Annotated in this window: 13 protein-coding genes; 4 read left to right on the top strand and 9 right to left on the bottom strand. The window is 48.7% G+C overall.

From position 1 onward, the window contains the following. Positions 1 to 103: 103 nt before the first annotated feature. From CIB36_RS01100 to CIB36_RS01085, 4 genes are all read left to right on the top strand, one after another. Entirely contained in the window at positions 104 to 505 is a 402-nt protein-coding gene (locus CIB36_RS01100; RefSeq protein ID WP_093987781.1) for a cytidine deaminase, read from the top strand. 173 nt (positions 506 to 678) lie between these two features. Next, a complete protein-coding gene (gene pflB, locus CIB36_RS01095) occupies positions 679 to 2,892 on the top strand; it encodes a formate C-acetyltransferase (RefSeq protein ID WP_093987780.1) in 2,214 nt (737 codons plus the stop codon). 61 nt (positions 2,893 to 2,953) lie between these two features. Beyond that, positions 2,954 to 3,691 (top strand): pyruvate formate-lyase-activating protein, encoded by a 738-nt coding sequence (pflA, locus tag CIB36_RS01090; protein WP_093987779.1) that lies wholly within the window; start codon positions 2,954 to 2,956, stop codon positions 3,689 to 3,691. A gap of 176 nt (positions 3,692 to 3,867) precedes the next feature. After that, positions 3,868 to 5,217: an MATE family efflux transporter gene (locus CIB36_RS01085; protein WP_093987778.1), complete on the top strand. Its 1,350-nt coding sequence runs from the start codon at positions 3,868 to 3,870 to the stop codon at positions 5,215 to 5,217. Positions 5,218 to 5,250: 33 nt separating this feature from the next. Here CIB36_RS01085 and CIB36_RS01080 read toward each other — a convergent pair whose 3' ends face one another. The 9 genes from CIB36_RS01080 to CIB36_RS01040 all read right to left on the bottom strand — a co-directional run bounded on the left by CIB36_RS01080 (position 5,251) and on the right by CIB36_RS01040 (position 17,269). Further along, a complete protein-coding gene (locus tag CIB36_RS01080; protein ID WP_158662534.1) occupies positions 5,251 to 6,441 on the bottom strand; it encodes a ubiquitin-like domain-containing protein in 1,191 nt (396 codons plus the stop codon). Between the two features lie 479 nt (positions 6,442 to 6,920). Then, positions 6,921 to 9,074, bottom strand: a complete 2,154-nt coding sequence (locus CIB36_RS01075) for a Tex family protein (RefSeq protein ID WP_093987776.1) — start codon at positions 9,072 to 9,074, stop codon at positions 6,921 to 6,923. Positions 9,075 to 9,136: 62 nt separating this feature from the next. Continuing rightward, on the bottom strand, positions 9,137 to 10,579 hold the full coding sequence (locus tag CIB36_RS01070) for a DUF4340 domain-containing protein (protein ID WP_093987775.1): 1,443 nt from the start codon (positions 10,577 to 10,579) through the stop codon (positions 9,137 to 9,139). Positions 10,580 to 10,582: 3 nt separating this feature from the next. Continuing rightward, positions 10,583 to 12,049: a GldG family protein gene (locus CIB36_RS01065; protein WP_093987774.1), complete on the bottom strand. Its 1,467-nt coding sequence runs from the start codon at positions 12,047 to 12,049 to the stop codon at positions 10,583 to 10,585. A gap of 14 nt (positions 12,050 to 12,063) precedes the next feature. After that, entirely contained in the window at positions 12,064 to 12,765 is a 702-nt protein-coding gene (locus CIB36_RS01060; protein WP_093987773.1) for an ABC transporter permease, read from the bottom strand. After that, on the bottom strand, positions 12,762 to 13,802 hold the full coding sequence (locus CIB36_RS01055; RefSeq protein ID WP_093987772.1) for an ABC transporter ATP-binding protein: 1,041 nt from the start codon (positions 13,800 to 13,802) through the stop codon (positions 12,762 to 12,764). Before CIB36_RS01055 ends, CIB36_RS01060 begins: the two co-directional genes overlap by 4 nt. A gap of 228 nt (positions 13,803 to 14,030) precedes the next feature. Continuing rightward, positions 14,031 to 15,089: an aldose epimerase family protein gene (locus CIB36_RS01050; RefSeq protein WP_158662533.1), complete on the bottom strand. Its 1,059-nt coding sequence runs from the start codon at positions 15,087 to 15,089 to the stop codon at positions 14,031 to 14,033. Positions 15,090 to 15,105: 16 nt separating this feature from the next. After that, on the bottom strand, positions 15,106 to 16,011 hold the full coding sequence (gene srtB / locus CIB36_RS01045) for a class B sortase (protein WP_093987770.1): 906 nt from the start codon (positions 16,009 to 16,011) through the stop codon (positions 15,106 to 15,108). Then, positions 16,004 to 17,269 (bottom strand): competence/damage-inducible protein A, encoded by a 1,266-nt coding sequence (locus CIB36_RS01040; protein ID WP_093987769.1) that lies wholly within the window; start codon positions 17,267 to 17,269, stop codon positions 16,004 to 16,006. The genes srtB and CIB36_RS01040 overlap by 8 nt, the downstream gene beginning before the upstream one ends.

The raw sequence follows: 17,269 nt of genomic DNA, 5'->3' as shown, positions 1-17,269 counted from the left end.
AACTGGAAAGCAAAATGAGGAAAGTTTCCGTATGGTTTGACAATTGTATTCCCCCGTCGAATCCTGTATAATAATAGCAGTGACAAAAAGGGGCGAATACCGGTTGAAACGGCAGGATAAGATCAATTATTATTTAGTCATCGCGCAAACGGTTGCCAAACGCTGTACCTGTCTGCGGCGCAGTTTCAGGGCGATCATTGTTAAAAACGACAGTATCCTTTCAACCGGATATGTCGGCTCGCCCCGCGGACGGAAAAATTGTTCCGATTTAGGATACTGCACCCGGGAACAGATGCTGGGCGCGACCTTATACCTTTGCGGCGCCGATCCCGTAACAGGGGAACTGGTTGCGGGAACCAATTCCTGCGTTATGTGCAAACGAATGATTCTCAATGCCGGCATCACTACCGTGATCGTGCGTGATACTGCTCAGGATTATCGTGTCATCAATACAGACCAATGGATCGAACATGACGATTCTTTGATCGGGCAGCGGGGATATTGACCAAAAGAGTTTCACTTATGTGACTGTATTTTTACCAGTCACATATTTTTGTTTTGCCATGGCAACCTAATACCAGCCGGCTCTTGACAAAGTACGGCCTTTGTGGTAAAATTCAAATGTACACAAAATTAGTCCACATTAAGTGTTCTTGATAAATAGGAGGAGGCTCATCAATGCAATTTAAAGAAGGCGCATGGACTCAGGAAATCAATACCCGCGATTTTATCGTAAAAAATTACACCCCCTATGACGGGGATGAAAGTTTCCTGACAGCTCCGACAGAACGCACCCGCAAGCTTTGGGAGGAAGTTTGCGACCTGATGAAGACAGAACGGGAACGAAACGGGGTCCTGGATATTTCTACCGACACCGTTTCTACCATTTCTTCCCACGATGCAGGATATATTGACAAAGATTTGGAAACCATCGTTGGTTTGCAGACAGACGCGCCGTTAAAGCGTGCCATTATGCCGTTCGGCGGTTACCGGATGGTGAAAAATTCCCTGGAGGCATACGGTTTTCAGGAGGACGAGCACGTAAAGGAGATCTTTAAATACCGAAAGACCCATAACGACGGGGTCTTTGACGCATATACCGACGAGATGAAGCTGGCCCGGCATACAGGCATCATCACCGGCCTGCCGGACGCTTACGGCCGTGGAAGGATCATTGGCGACTACCGCCGCGTTCCCCTTTACGGCGTCGATTATCTGATCGAACAGAAAAAGACCGCAAAAAAGGAAATGATCCTGGACATTATGGACAGCCCAACGATCCGCCTGCGGGAAGAAATTTCCGAGCAGATCCGCGCACTGGAAGAATTGAAAGTGATGGCTGCCAAATATGGGTATGACATTTCTGGCCCGGCACAAGATACCAAAGAAGCGATCCAGTGGCTGTATTTCGCGTATCTTGCCGCAGTAAAGGAACAGAACGGCGCCGCGATGAGCTTGGGCCGCACCTCTACTTTCTTAGACATTTACGCAGAACGCGATTTGAAAGAGGGACGTTATACCGAAGAACAAATTCAGGAATTTGTAGATCACTTCATCATGAAGCTGAGGATGGTCCGCTTTTTGAGAACGCCCGCCTATGACGAGCTGTTCTCCGGCGACCCGACTTGGGTGACAGAATCTATCGGCGGTATGTGCGTAGACGGCCGCCACATGGTAACCAAAATGAGCTACCGCTACCTGCACACCCTCACGAACCTTGGACCCGCCCCGGAACCAAATATGACCATTTTGTGGAACACCCGGCTTCCGGAAAACTTTAAGGATTACTGTGCCAAGATGTCCATTCAAACCTCGGCGATCCAGTATGAATCAGACAACATCATGCTGGAACAGTTCGGGGACGATTACGGCATCGCCTGTTGCGTTTCCCCGATGAAGATCGGGAAACAAATGCAGTTCTTCGGCGCGCGCTGCAACCTTGCAAAGGCGCTGTTATATGCGATCAACGGCGGGAAAGATGAACGGTACGGCACCCAGGTGGGCCCGTATATCGCGCCGCTGAAAAGCGATCGTCTGGAATATGCGGAGGTTGTCGGCCGGTTTGATTATATGTGCGAATGGCTTTCCAAGCTGTATATCAACACCCTGAACATCATCCACTACATGCACGACAAATACTGCTATGAAAAATTACAGATGGCCCTGCATGACGAAAAGGTGTTCCGCACCTCTGCGGGCGGGATCGCTGGCCTTTCTGTTGTCGTTGACTCCCTGTCGGCGATCAAATATGCCAAGGTAAAAGCTATCAAAAACGAAGACGGATTGATCACCGATTTTGAGATCGAGGGCGATTACCCCAAATTTGGGAACAACGACCCGCGTGCTGACGAGATCGCTGTGGAAGTGGTCAAAGAGTTTATGAAAAAGCTTTCCCGCCACACCACCTACCGGGACAGCGTGCCGACCATGTCTATACTGACGATCACCTCAAACGTAGTTTACGGCAAAAAGACCGGGAACACGCCGGACGGCCGCCGTGCCGGGGAACCGTTTGCGCCGGGTGCGAACCCAATGCATGGAAGAGATACCCACGGCTGTGTCGCTTCCCTGAAATCCGTTGCCAAGCTGCCGTTTAAATACGCACAGGACGGTATCTCCAATACTTTCTCCATCGTGCCGGGCGCTTTGGGCAAGACCGAAGCGGAACAGGTGAACAATCTGGTTTCCCTGATGGACGGCTACTTTGAAGATAACGGCTACCATTTAAACGTCAATGTTTTAAAACGGGAAGTCCTGCTGGATGCGATGGATCATCCGGAACTGTATCCGCAGCTGACCATCCGTGTTTCCGGTTATGCGGTCAACTTTATCAAGCTGACCCGGGAACAGCAGTTAGACGTCATCAGCCGGACATTCCACGAAAAATTCTAAACTACACCATTATAAATCGGGACAAGACCATTCTTGTCCCGATTCTTATAGGAGAATGATAATGGCAAACAACAATGATGTGATCGGATATATCCACTCTGTAGACAGCTTTGGCGCGGTAGACGGCCCCGGCATCCGTTTTGTGGTATTTTTGCAGGGATGCCCTCTGCGGTGCCTGTACTGCCACAACCCTGATTCCTGGAAATTCAAAGAGGGGCAAAAACGTTCCGCAAATGACCTCATGCAGGAAATACTGGGATATAAAAGCTATATCCGCCGGGGCGGCGTTACCCTGTCAGGCGGGGAGCCGTTCGCCCAGATGGAATTTGTAAAAGCGTTGCTTTCCCTGTGCCGGGAACATGGGATCCACACTGCGGTAGATACCTCCGGCGCGATCCCCTTGGAAGTATCCAAAGAAGGAATCGACCTTGCGGACATGCTTTTGCTGGATCTGAAAGCGATAGACCCACAAGAATGTCTTTCCCTGACCGGACAGGATAACCGTCACGCGCTGCAAACGCTTGCGTACTGCGAACAGACCGGAAAAAAGATATGGCTGCGCCATGTCTGCGTGCCGGGTTATACGCTGGACAGCGGCAAGCTGGCACAAATGGCCGATTATCTGAAATCTTTTCAGTGTGTCGACCGGGTGGAGCTGATCCCATTCCACCAAATGGGAAGCTACAAGTGGGAATACCTTGATACCCCTTACCGATTAGGAGCGGTGGAACCACCTTCCGCAGAAGAAATGGAGCAAGCTAAAGAGCTCTTCCGCACGCGAGGGTTAAATGCCGTATAGTGATTGACAGTATTTTTTTGCTTTGCTATAATAAAATTAAATCGGAGGGCTTTCGGTTCTGCTGATTCCAACAGGCCGAACGACTCAACTTTATGACGTCAGGCCGGATAAGATGATTGGAACATCCAACTTCTTACCCGGCTTTTTTATTTGGACAGAAAGGATGAAACAAGCCCATGCAGCAAAATGATTTGACGCAGGGGAGAATACTTCCCTCCCTTCTGCGCTTCGCGATCCCTTTTTTACTCGCCAACTTTGTACAGGCGCTTTATGGCGCAGTTGATACCGCAGTGGTAGGCTGGTTTTCCAACGATGCCGGGATCTCAGCCGTATCCATTGGTTCTCAGGTCATGCAGATCATTCAGGCGTTTATGGTAGGGCTTACCACCGGCGGAACGGTATTGATCGCACAGTACTGCGGCGGGCAGAAACGGCAGGATGTTTCCCAAACGATCAGCACCATGCTGCTGACCTTTACCGTATTCTCTTTGATACTGACCGGGGTGATGTTTCTGTCCTGTGATGGAATCCTGTTTTTATTACAGACGCCCAAAGAAGCCATGCAGATGGCGCGGGAATATGTGATGGTCTGCTCCGCCGGGATCCTGTTTCTGGTAATGTACAACGCGGTCAGCGCGGTTCTGCGCGGGACCGGGGATTCCAGACATCCGCTGATCTTTATCGCTATTGCCTGCGTTACCAACATGGTATTAGATGTACTGATGGTGGGGGGACTTGGCATGGGGCCGGCAGGGGCTGCTTTGGCAACGATTTGTTCCCAAGCGCTGAGCATGGTGGTTTCCCTGCTGTTTTTAAAACGCCAAACTCATTTGATAGACCTTCATTGGAAGAGGCTCCGCTTATCGGTCGAAAAGCTGAAGCTGGTTTTCCAGATCGGGTTCCCAATCTCCTTGCAGGATACGATGGTTCATATCTCTTTTTTAATTATCGCCGCCATTATTAACCACATGGGACTGATCGCCTCCGCGGCGGTTGGCATCGCCAATAAATTCGAGGGCTTTGCCATGCTGCCGGCGGCAGCCTTTTCCGGTGCCATTGCCACCTTTGCGGCGCAGAATATGGGGGCCGGCAAGCCGGAACGCGCGCAAAAAGGGCTTCATTGGAGTATTATTTCCGCCTTGCTTCCTGCCGTCCTGTTTTTCCTGTGGTCCCAGCTCCTGCCCGAAACGATCTTTGCCATCTTCAACGCTTCCCCAGAGGTCACTGAAGCGGGGGTATCTTACTTAAGAAGCTTCAGCATCGACTTTTTGCTGGTGGCTTTTGTGTTCAGCATGAACGGCTTCTGCAACGGCTGCGGCAAAACCACCTTTACCATGATCAATGGCATTGCTGCTACGATACTAATCCGTATCCCGGTATCCTATATTGTCATGACGCTAAACGGCGGCTTATTTGAGGTAGGGCTGGCGGCGCCTTTGGCTAGCTTTTTATCGATCGTAGTCGCTTTCTTTTACATCCGTACTGGAAAATGGAAAAATTTTAAGCTTTCTGAAAAAACACAATAAAAAAGGCACAGCTTAAAAGCTGTGCCTTTTTGACTACTCTAATACATATACATCAACGGTCTTTGCGCCGAACCGGCAACTTTCTTCATAGGTGTTAAAGAACAGGTCTACCAATACTCCGCTTCCATTGTGTACAAAGGCTCCGGTGTCCGCCACTTTGGAATAACCATAAACATAGCTTCCGCTTGGCGTACGGATATAGAGCTTTGTCCCTTTCGGGAACCGGCTTAAATCCATTGCCACACAGCCCGGGACCAGTTGGGTTGGACGGCCCAGCGCACTATAAGCAGTCGCCTTGCCGGTCACCTTATATTTGTAGTTCTTCGGAATGCCGTTTTCATCTAGTTGCAGGTCGCTGCTGTCGTATTTAAGCACGCTACCGCCCCAGGAAACCTTAGCGCGGTACTCGATCACCTTATCAACCGGCTCCTTGGAAACAGTTTCCTTGATCAAAGTAGTTTCTTTTTCCACGCCGTCCACAAACCGTGTCTGCTTGGTCAGGATCTTTTCCCCATTTCTCCCTGTTTGGGTCACAACTTCACGCTGGTTGCTGGGACAATCCTGATCCGGACGTTTTGTTTCAAAAGGAATCTCTTCTGTTTCTTCAAATGTTTTAAAGGTAACGCGATTGATCTGAATATTCATGTCAGCAACTGCCTGTTCTGTTAATGGAACATTGATCAAATCGTCTTCACTGTAGGTAACGCCCGCTTTTTTCAAAGCGTCTTTTACCGTTCCCTCTGCCATCACGACAGTCTGGGTTTCCCCGTCTGCGCTGACAGTCACGTTAAATGCGCGCTTCACAACAATGCTAGCTTCATTTTCACTATTAAATCCGGAAAACACACAAATATCATCTTTTCCTAAAGTGATCTTCTGCTCCTCCAGAATATCCTCCAGTTCGGAATATGGGGTGTACCGGTAATATACTTCATCTCCCTCATACACAGCGATGCGGTGGTCTGCAACAGTCAGTCCCGTACAGACAGCCAATGTCATTGTACCGATCAGTCCGATCGCCAAAACCTTGCTCATGGTACGTGACAGCCTTTTAGAGGCGACGCCCTTTACAAAACTCTGTGTATTTTCAGCAACAGCTGTCCCAATTTTGCTGAACTGGTCTGTAAGACCTTGATAAGCATTGGAAACAAACTGCTTTACCTGCTGTTCTTTTTTGGGGGGATCAAGCTTTTCCGTACCCTTGTTCTGCTCTTGTACGTCCATGTTTGATACCTCTTTCCCTGTCCCTTTTTCTGGAAAACGGAACAGTGTTTTGTTACTATTGTTACTCTTTTGTAATATTATACGGATTTCTTCCTGTTTTGTCAAGCGAAGCGATCCAATGATATATAGCATTATCACGAAAACAACAGGTATTTCTTCCTATTTTCCACAGATTCCAGACATAATTCTCGGTAATTTTTTCTCTTTTTTACCTAATGTTCCTCTCGCTTTGTATCTTTTTACAAATCAGTCTTTGTAAAAGATCATAATATTTCTGGATCATTTCTTATTTCCTCTCCCATATTATATACATATAGAAATATATTATAAAAATATACTATTAGTTTTATTATTATATCACATTCTTGATAGTGATAAAAAAATAATTACAAAATGTTATATTTTGTCAAACCAAATCATGATTTCCAAATAAAAATAAGACAGAGGAACGGCTGTCATTCCTCTGTCCATAAAAACATTTATTTGGATCCGGCTGGTTTTTTCATTGTCAAACCAATCCTTTTTCTCTTTACATCGACATCCAGCACCCAAACGGTGACAATGTCCCCCACGCTGACCACATCCAGCGGGTGTTTCACAAAACGGTCCGCCAGTTGGGAGATATGGACCAGGCCATCCTCATGGACACCAATATCTACAAACGCCCCAAAATCAATGACATTGCGGACTGTGCCTTTTAGTTCCATCCCCGGTTTCAGGTCCTTTAACTCCAGCACATCAGACCGCAGCAAGGGTTTTGGCAGCTCATCTCTTGGGTCGCGGCCAGGCTTCAAAAGCTCCGCAATAATGTCCTGCAATGTGGGAACTCCTATCCCCAAACGCTCCGACAGAGTTGAAAGCCCGATCTCAGATGCACGCTCTTTTAAATCCCCGATCTTTTGATCTGCTACATCGGACAGTTCAAAGGAGCATTCTTTCAAAAGGCCCTCAGCGGCCTGATAGGATTCTGGATGAACCCCTGTGTAATCCAGCACATTTTTTCCGCCCGGTATCCGCAGGAAGCCGGCGCATTGGGTAAATGCCTTAGCTCCTAATTTGGGGACTTTCATCAGTTCTTTCCGATTTTGGAACGCACCATTCTCTTCCCGGTAGGATACGATATTTTTTGCTACGGAAGCGTTAATCCCCGCTACCCGCGCCAGCAGGGGCTGGGAAGCGGTGTTCAGGTCTACCCCGACCGTATTCACGCATTGCTCTACCACTCCGCCAAGTGCGGCGTCCAGCTGTGCTTTTGGCATATCATGCTGATATTGGCCTACCCCGATTGCTTTTGGGTCGATCTTTACCAGTTCTGCTAATGGATCCTGCAAGCGCCGTGCAATGGATACCGCGCTTCTTAATGAAACATCGTAATCCGGGAATTCCTCTGCCGCCAGCTTAGACGCCGAATAAACAGATGCCCCCGCTTCTGACACCACCATATAAGAAACCGGCGTTGGAATCTCCCGGATCAGATCCGCCACAAAGGCTTCGCTTTCCCTGGAAGCCGTTCCGTTTCCGATAGAGATCACAGTGACATGATATTTTTCGATCAGCGCCTTTAATTTCCTTTTAGCCTCTTCCACCTTATTCTGTGGAGGAGTTGGATAAATGACAGTTGTTTCCAAAACCTTTCCTGTGCCGTCCACTACAGCGATTTTACAGCCGGTCCGGTAGGCTGGGTCTAAGCCTAAGGTGACACAATCCTTAACAGGGGGCTGCATCAAAAGCTTGCCCAAGTTTTCAGAGAATACGCGTATTGCCTGTTCATCAGCTTTTTCTGTCAGGTAGCTGCGGATCTCCCGCTCCAAAGACGGGAAAATCAACCGGGAGTAGCTGTCTTCACATGCCTGCAGCACCAGCCCGCTGGCCTCCCCTTTTCCAGTCACGAAACGGGAAGAGATCAGCCGCAGGGCAGGCCCTTCCTCCACGTCGATCCCGACCTTTAAAAAGCCTTCCCGTTCCCCGCGGTCTACCGCCAATACACGGTGTCCAGCGATCTTTAACACCGGCTCCGAATAGTCGTAATACATCGTATAAACACTCTCCGCCTCCGGGTCAACGGCTTTGGCAGAGAGCTTCCCCTGCCGCGTCATATGCGCGCGCAGTTCCTTGCGCAGGGCAGCGTCATCAGAAACCCGCTCTGCAATAATGTCCAAAGCCCCGGCAATAGCAGATTGGGCGTCTGGTACTTCTTCCGTAATAAATTTTTCAGCTTCTGCTGTCACATTTATTTTATGGTCCTGATGTACGATCAATTCTGCCAAAGGCTCCAATCCCTTTTCTTTTGCCACGGAAGCACGCGTTTTCCGTTTGGGTCGATATGGGCGGTATAAGTCGTCGACCTCGGTCATGGTGTTCGCCTGTCCAATCGCCTGAGCCAGTTCATCAGTCAGCTTGCCCTGGCCGTCGATTAAAGCGACCACCTCCTCTTTTCGTTTTTCCAGCCCCTGCAGGTAGGCAAGCCTTTCCGACAGTTCCCGCAACACCTGATCATCCAAAGACCCAGTCAGTTCTTTTCGGTAACGAGCAATAAAAGGGATGGTGTTTCCCTCGTCGATCAGCTTGATCGTGTTCTCTACCTGTTCTTTTCGCAGATGGAACTCTTCCTGTAAACGTTTTTGTATCTCCATAAATATCCTTTCTGAGAAAAAAGCGCTAGGCACAATGACCTAACGCTTTTTATCACACCTGTTTACCAATCTGTCGTGACTTCTTTGCCGTCAATCAGATTTTGAATTTCTTTCTCCAATTTATCCAGATATGCGCTCCGTCCTGTACGGTTAACAACTCCGTTAATCCCAAATACCATCTGCCGGCCGCCATCATTGTACATGCTGACGACATCAGGGTCAGAACCATCACGGTATTCAAAGGTGATCTTGACCGCAGGATCAGACAGTTGTTCTCCCAAATAGATCGCATTCAAACTCGGATTGAGGATCAACTGATACAACTGTTTAAAGTTATCAGTATCAACGGTTTTGCCATCGATCGACACAGATAAGTCATCATCTTCCCCGTCTAAAACATATTCATAGGTCTTATCCTGGAAACGGATTTTTACCTTGCTGACATCATCGATGTACGGCAGGATAGACAGACGGGAGATCAAATTATTAGGATCTACCGTTAAAGCAGCGACACTTTCCGCTTTTACCCGGTAAACAACATTGTTCTTGCCAAATGTCATGTAATAGGACTCGTCATCCGCCTTATCTCCAAAGGCCATATCCACACTTCGCCCATCGTATTCCAGATGGATCTTCGCAAACGGATCGTCCAACCCATATTTTTCTTTGACGGAATCAGCGTCCAACGCAACTGCTTCTTCTGCTTCCAAGCCAAACAGGGTCATGATCATTTCTTCATCCGCGCGCTGGGCATCCACATCACACTGGATCGGGGCAGTCATCATCAAACTGGAAGCATACATTTGCGTGTTATTTTCATCATCAGAAGCTTCCTGTTTCGGCTGCTGCTCCAATACGACCTTATAATCCAGATCTTTCCGTTCCAAGGTAAAGTTTTCAAGCGTCGGGTAGCTTTCCGCATCTTCCGTGTCAAATGAATTCAATAAAGTCAGATCCAGATAAATCAGCTCGGAGCCCAGCAGGCGTTCCCCATTGACAACTGTAATAATGTAAAGCGCGTCATCGCCCTCTGCCATGGCATAGTAGCCCGCCTCGTCCGGAGTCATATCCCCAACATAGACAGTGTGGGTATTCCCGTTTTCAAAGGTTGCCACCCCAGTTGCACCTGGCTTATCCAAACCATATTTCGCCTTGTCTTCTACTGTATCCAACAGTTTTTCCTTTGCCGACATCTGTGTATACCGGTCGGCTACATCTTCATACATTTCTGTATCGACCTTATAGTCATCCAGCGCAGGTACGCCCCACTTTTCTTCCCCAACCTTTTCCAAGGTATAGGTGCCGTGGCTGTTGGTAACTTCCAAAGTTTTCAGGCTGCCTTCCTCTTCCTCATACAGATATACCGATTCAGAAGAGGTCGTAGAATCTACCGAAGAAGTGTCTTCTTCCCCTTTCGGCTGAGTAAAAAGCAGTACCAGCATCGCAGCGATCAAAAGTACCAGCACAACTGCGCCGATGAGCAACGTTTTTTTCTTCTTGTTCATAGGTTATTTGTGCCTCCTGACGACCCAGATCACAATCCCCACGATCACACAGACGATCGGCAGCGCGAACATAAAGACGATGCTGAAGGTCATGTACTGGGACTGTGTGATGCTGAGTGCTTCCTGATCAAAGCTGACAGAAACGATGTTCAGGCTGTCTTCTTTTCCCATCAGCTTGTTGACCAGATTGACAGTGTACTCGTTATTATTGTAATTTGCACTGGCCAGTACCTGTGCATTAAACATCGTATCTCCGCCAAATACCAATACGTTGGAGGAAGTCGGGTCAGTGCCTTCATAACGGGTGCGCTGGCCTAAAATTGCCACTGGATGAGATTCCTGCGGCTGGGAGTTAACATCAAAGTCCTCATCAGGGTTGAGCGGTACTACAATGCTGGTTTCTGGAGTGGAGAGCAGCACTTTTGTAGTCGCATTACTGTATTCCTCCCATTTTGCGGAAAGCGGACGGGTATAATAGCTCAAGAACGGCAGATCAGGCTGTCTTAAGTCAGCGGTATAATCGGTATCTGTGTAATCCAGACCCATGATGTAGCCCTGCTGTCCATATACATTTTTCGTGTTGGTCTCATATGCAAGGCCATCACCGATCTCGATGCCCCATTCGCCTAAAAACTCTTCCAGATTTGGAAGATCCGGCTGATTGACAGATGCGATGTAGATCAAAGTTTTTCCAAATTTACCATCGTTGTCCAAAAAAGCATCCAGCTTCTTTAATTCTTCATTGGTGTAGTCGGTGGTCGGTGCATAGATAACCGCCATAGAAGCTTCCGGATCCAGTTCTTCTGTGGTAATGTTCTGCTCGGTCACCTCATAGTTGTTGGAATTGAGCAAAGAGGTAAAGCCGGAAATATCTGTTTCACTGTGCCCAGTCAGAAGAGAGGCCTTCAAAACTTCTTCATCTGTAACATACATCAGCGCAGAGGTCATGACCTGCTCCGCTTTGGAGGAGATCTTTGTATTCCCCTGTGAATCATACTGCTGGTCCAACAAGTCGGTCAAGCTGGCGATCACCTTAACGCGCTTGTCGCTTTTTACAATGATACTGTATTCAGACACATTGTAGCCTGCATATTCATTCGCAAATTCCGGTTCTTCCAGCAGGTTTACATATTCTACATTGATATGGGAATTCTGTTTCTCATAGGCTTCAATGATCTCCATCGCCTGCTTATAATACACCGTACTGGAGGCTATAGATTCCAGTGTGGAATGATCTGCACAGACATAAATATCCACGTCTGTCTTTACATTCTTTGCGTAATCTACCGATTCCTGAGTCAGCTGATAAATGTTATCCTCTGTCAGGTCAATATTCACCGGGAAACGGGCCAAAAGCAGGTTTGCGATCACGTTGATCACGATCACAAGCGCAATAAAACCAACGGTCAGAATCGTCGCCATAGAGCCATGTTTAAAGCGACGACTATTTAATATCTTTAATTTCTTCATCTCACTTCAACTCCTTAGCTCCAGCGTTTTCTTTCTAAAATACGGACCGTCAGGAAGTTGAAGATCACAACTACACTGAGGAAAAACAGGATATGGGTAAAGTCCAAAATCCCAGAGGTAAAGTCATTGTAACGCGTGGTGAAAGACAGCTGTTTGATCGCATCCCCCAACCAGCTGATCGGGATCAAAGAAGCAATGCTGTCGATCAGGAAAATAAAGAACATTGCTGCGAAACCACCGATCGCTGCGATCATCTGGCTTTCCGTCAGGGAAGAGATGAACATACCGATCGAGATCAGCGCAGCGCCCAGCAGAATGATCCCCAGCAGGTTCCCGAAAAAGATGTTCCACTGCGGGCTTGCCATGGCAGAAAGGATCAGGAAATAGATCACTGTGATCGCGATCCCGATCCCAAACAGCGCAAATGCCGCCAAAAATTTCCCCCATACGATCCCATTTAAGGAAACCGGGGCGGTCAGCAGTGCCTGATCCGTTTTCAGACGTTTGTCTTCACTCATCAGCCTCATCGTCAGCAGCGGGATCGTAAAGAGCATAATGCTGAACATGCTGGAAAATATGATAGAAATGTCATTGGTCATACTATACAGCACGCTGGAAAAGAACTGTCCTCCAAAGAAATAGAAGATCGCCAAATAAATATATCCCAGCGGCGCTCTGAAATAGGTCGCGAATTCGCGTCTTAAAATTGCGCTCATTCTTCGTCACCCCCGTCTTTTTCTTCAGAATCAGCTTTTTCTACCGGTTCTGTTTCAGGCTCCTCCACATTGACTGGAGCAACCAAAACCGTGTCGTCCATCCGGCCCTCTGTCAGCTGGAGGAAGATGTCTTCCAAGGTCAGTTCGCTGCTCTTTAAGCCCATAATCGGCCAGTTGCGCCCTGCCGCGCGCTTAAATACCTCACGGCGGATGTCAAATCCTTTCTCCGCTTCGATATTATACTCGTAAACACCCGGTTCGCGCATTCCCAATGCCTGCACTTCCGTCATTGCCGGGATCGAGCGCAGCATGGACAGAACATCTTTTTCCGGCCCGTCAATCCGAATCGTGTAGCGGATATCGTCCGACAATTTATTGGACAAGTTGCTTTCGGTATCGTCCGCCACCAGTTTGCCCTGGTTGATTACGATCACCCTGTCACAAACTGCCTGGATTTCCGGCAGGATATGGGAAGACAGAATTACCGTATGGCTTTCACTGAGTGATTTAATCAGGGTCCGGATCTCAATGATCTGTTTCGGGTCCAAGCCAACCGTCGGCTCGTCCAAAATCAGAACTTCCGGATTGCCAAGCAGTGCTTGTGCGATCCCCACACGCTGTTTGTACCCCTTTGACAGGTTGCGAATCAAACGCTTGCGCACATGGGAAATCTTTACAAGGCTGCAAATTTCACTGATGTGTGTTTTTTTACTTGCGCCTACTTTCACGCGTTTCAGGTCATACATAAAGTCCAGATATTCATCCACTGTCATATCAACATACAGCGGAGGCTGTTCCGGCAGATAACCTATCTTCTTTTTTGCTTCGGTCGGGTTTTCCAAAATATCAAACCCATCGATGATTGCCTGTCCCTCTGTTGCGGAAAGGTATCCTGTCAAAATATTCATGGTCGTGGATTTCCCCGCACCGTTCGGACCTAAAAAACCTAAAATCTCACCTTTGTTTACTGTAAAAGATACATTGTCAACTGCCATCTTGTTACCGTAACGCTTGGTCAGGTTTTTTATCTCGATCATCCGTTCTCCCTCCAATTTTCATTTTTTGCGTCCATTTTTCAAAGCAGCTTTGCCGCCGCCCCTTATCATACAGACAGGAAAACAGACGCCAAAACGGGCGTCTGTTGTTCCGAATCTAAAATAGACAAAACAACAATTATTAATATATCACATTTCATTCATATTTGCCACATTTTTTTATGAATGAATGTGAAAATATTGTGTTTTCCTATTCACAGTTTATTCATATTATTCCGCATGAGAAGAGAAACGGTACACTGTCGTATAGTTATAAACATCGCCCGCACGCAGGATCGGCGCACCGAAATGCTGCAAGTTAATGGCGTTTGGCACGCTTTGGGTTTCCAGGCAAAAGCCGCCGAACGGCTGGTAGCGCGCCCCATTTTTTCCTTCCACATCCTGAATGCCGTTCCCGGTGTAGAACTGCATAGCAGGCTGATTGGTATAAACTTCCATCTGGATCCCGCTCTGGTCGCCGATCACTTTGGCGCTCAGGGCCATCTGGCGTTCCTTCGTGCGCAGAATATAGTTTAAGTCATAACCGCCTGTATAGGAAAAGTCCGGGGTTTGGCGCAGGCGTTCCCCAATGGTATGGAATTCTGTAAAGTCATAAGGCGTGTCCTTGACAAAGCGCACTTCTCCGGTCGGGCAGTTGGTTTCATCGGTCGGGGTGTAAAAATCTGCCATCAGGCACACGCGGTGCCCTTCTACCGAGCCGCTGTCGTGCCCATTTAGGTTAAAATACGCATGGTTTGTCATGTTTACCAGAGTATCCGCATCAGTCTTTGCAAAATATTCTAGGATCAGCCCGTTGTCCGCCGCCAGAGAATACCGTACGCAAACCTGCAAATTCCCCGGAAGCCCCTGGTCTCCCGCCGGGCTGAACAGCGAGCATTCCAAAGACTGGCCGTGCTCTGTCTGTACAACAGCCGTATTCCACATCCGTTTGTCAAACCCGTTCGGTGCGCTGTGAAGGTTGTTTCCGCCCTCCCCAACTTCCATTTGGTAAGCTTGGCGGTTGATCTCGACCCGTCCGCCTTTGATCCGGTTCCCATTTCTTCCAATCAGAGCGCCAAAATAATTGCCCTGCCGCTGGTAGCCCTGCACATCGTCTTCTCCCAACAAAAGATCGCGGTACTGTCCTCCCTGATCCGGTATACGGATCGAAACCAGCGTTGCACCGTAATTGGAAACGTCTACTTCCGCTATGCCGTTTGTCAGCGTGTAGAGCGCGGCCTGCTGTCCGTCGTAGGTCAGTCCAAAGGGCCTGCTTGTAATACTTGTCATAAAAAACACTCCTTTATCATTGGTTTGGATTTTCCCTGCCTGTTGCCTCATACCAGGCATCCGGCATAAAGTGGTCGGGATGCTCTACAGCGCTTTGCGCCATTGCTGCACCGTCCTCGCCTTCTTCTAACCGTTTTGCTACGACCACAAAACGGGAATCCTCAAATTCATAGTCACAGGTAGATAATGTCAGCAGGTCGTCGCCGTAGGATACTGGGATGTCCGTCGTGATATAACTGCGGCGGGCCACCTCCTCCACATAGGCGTTAAATTTATCTTCCGAGCCTGCCTCAATAAAATTGTGGTATTCAAACATTTCCCCCTGCGACGGGTAGATGCCGGACATAAACGCCCCAATGATCACCCACTCCTGCTCGCCGTAAATGGTGTCGAATTGGATGACCGGGTGTTCCTTGTAGTAGTCCAGCTTTTTATATTTTAGCAAATCGCGGAAATAGGAGCCGTTTACCGCACTATGTCCATACACAACGGTGTTGTCCGAAAAGGCGTCCGGCCCAAACTGACAGCGGTAATCGGTGAATACCGTTCCCAACCGGTGGTATTCCCCATCCATATTCCGCCGCAGGTAAAAGTCGTTGTCCTTCCCTTGCACAACCGGATAGTCGATCTTGGTGCCATCAATGGTGATCCAGCCCCGGAAGTCCGGATGCTTGGCATAGATCGCCGCAAATTGATCCTCCGCACCCTCCGGCATAGCATCGATTTCTTCCTGCGTCGGGATCTGCTGGCGCATCTCCTGGATCTTCCCTACAAACTGGCTGGCGCTGTAATAATCATACAGCCAATAGCCTAAAACTGCCAAGGATACGATAAAAATCAGCGCAAACACAGCGATCAAGATATTATAGACGCGGTTCTTTTTCCGTCTTTCCTGTGTCATCACTACTTTTTTTTTACTCATAATATTCCTCGTAAATTTTAGGGTCCGTCAGCGTTAGCCGGACCATATTCATTGCGTTCAGGCAGGCTTGGGTGCGGTTGTAATCCCGCTCTTTCTGATTCCTTGCAAAATAGTAGTGGTGACACCAAACCTTTCCGCCATGCTCTACTGCAATGTATACTGTTCCCACCGGCTTTTCTGTCGTCCCGCCGGAAGGACCCGCGATCCCGGTCACTGCCACGTTAAAATCCGCGCCGCTTTTTTGAGCAAGGCCGCGCGCCATTTCCAGTGCACATTCCCGGCTGACAGCCCCAACTGTCTGCAGGGTCTGCTCCGATACCCCTAACAGATCCCGTTTGATCCGGTTGGCATAGGTCACTGTCCCCATTTCAAACACCTCAGACGAGCCAGGGACATCGGTGATCTGTTCTGCGATCATCCCGCCGGTGCAGCTTTCTGCTGTCGCTACCGTCTTCTTCTGCCGCTTCAGTTCCGCGACAAGCGCCTCGTTCAGTCCCGCGACGTCAATCCCATAAACCGTGTTTCCCAGCCGTTCCCGAAGCTGGCCTATCATCCCATCCACCAGCTCTTCCGCCTGCTGCTGATTGGGTGCTTTCGCTGTAACACGGATCAATACTTCTCCTGTTTTTGCATACAAGGCGACGGTCGGGTTTCCAGAGGTCACCAAGTCAACGATCTCTTCCTCCAACAGGGACTCCCCGATCCCAAACACCCGGACGTTTTTAGAAAAGATGATCCCATTCGTTTTCTGTTCCAGATAAGGCTTCACCCGCTGAAGAAACATCGGCTGCAATTCACGCGGTGGGCCGGGCAGCAACACTACGGTCTTCCCTTCCTTTTCCAGAATAAAGCCCGGGGCAGTCCCCCAGTCGTTTTGCAGGACGACAGCACCCTGGGGCACCATTGCCTGCTTTTTGTTGTTTTCGCTCATCCTTCTGCCGGAGCGGGCAAAATAACTGCGGATCCTTTCTCCGATCGCTTCATCATAATGGCACTCCAGCCCCATAAGCTGGCAGGCAGTTTCTTTGGTGATGTCATCCGTTGTTGGGCCAAGCCCCCCGGTCAGAAAAACAATATCGCTCCGGTTTAACGCATTTTCCAGCATTCCGGTAAAGCGCCGGTCATTGTCGCCTACTGCGGTGTGGTAATATACGTTGATGCCCATCCCGGCAAGCTCGCGGGAAAGGAATTGTGAGTGTGTGTTCAGAATATCCCCCAGCACGATCTCCGTGCCGACAGAAATAATTTCTGCGTTCAT

Source organism: Massiliimalia timonensis (assembly GCF_900186585.1).
GTDB lineage: Bacteria > Bacillota > Clostridia > Oscillospirales > Ruminococcaceae > Massiliimalia > Massiliimalia timonensis.
The sequence above is the reverse complement of the archived record's forward strand: the minus strand, read 5'-3'. Positions and strand labels throughout refer to the sequence as shown.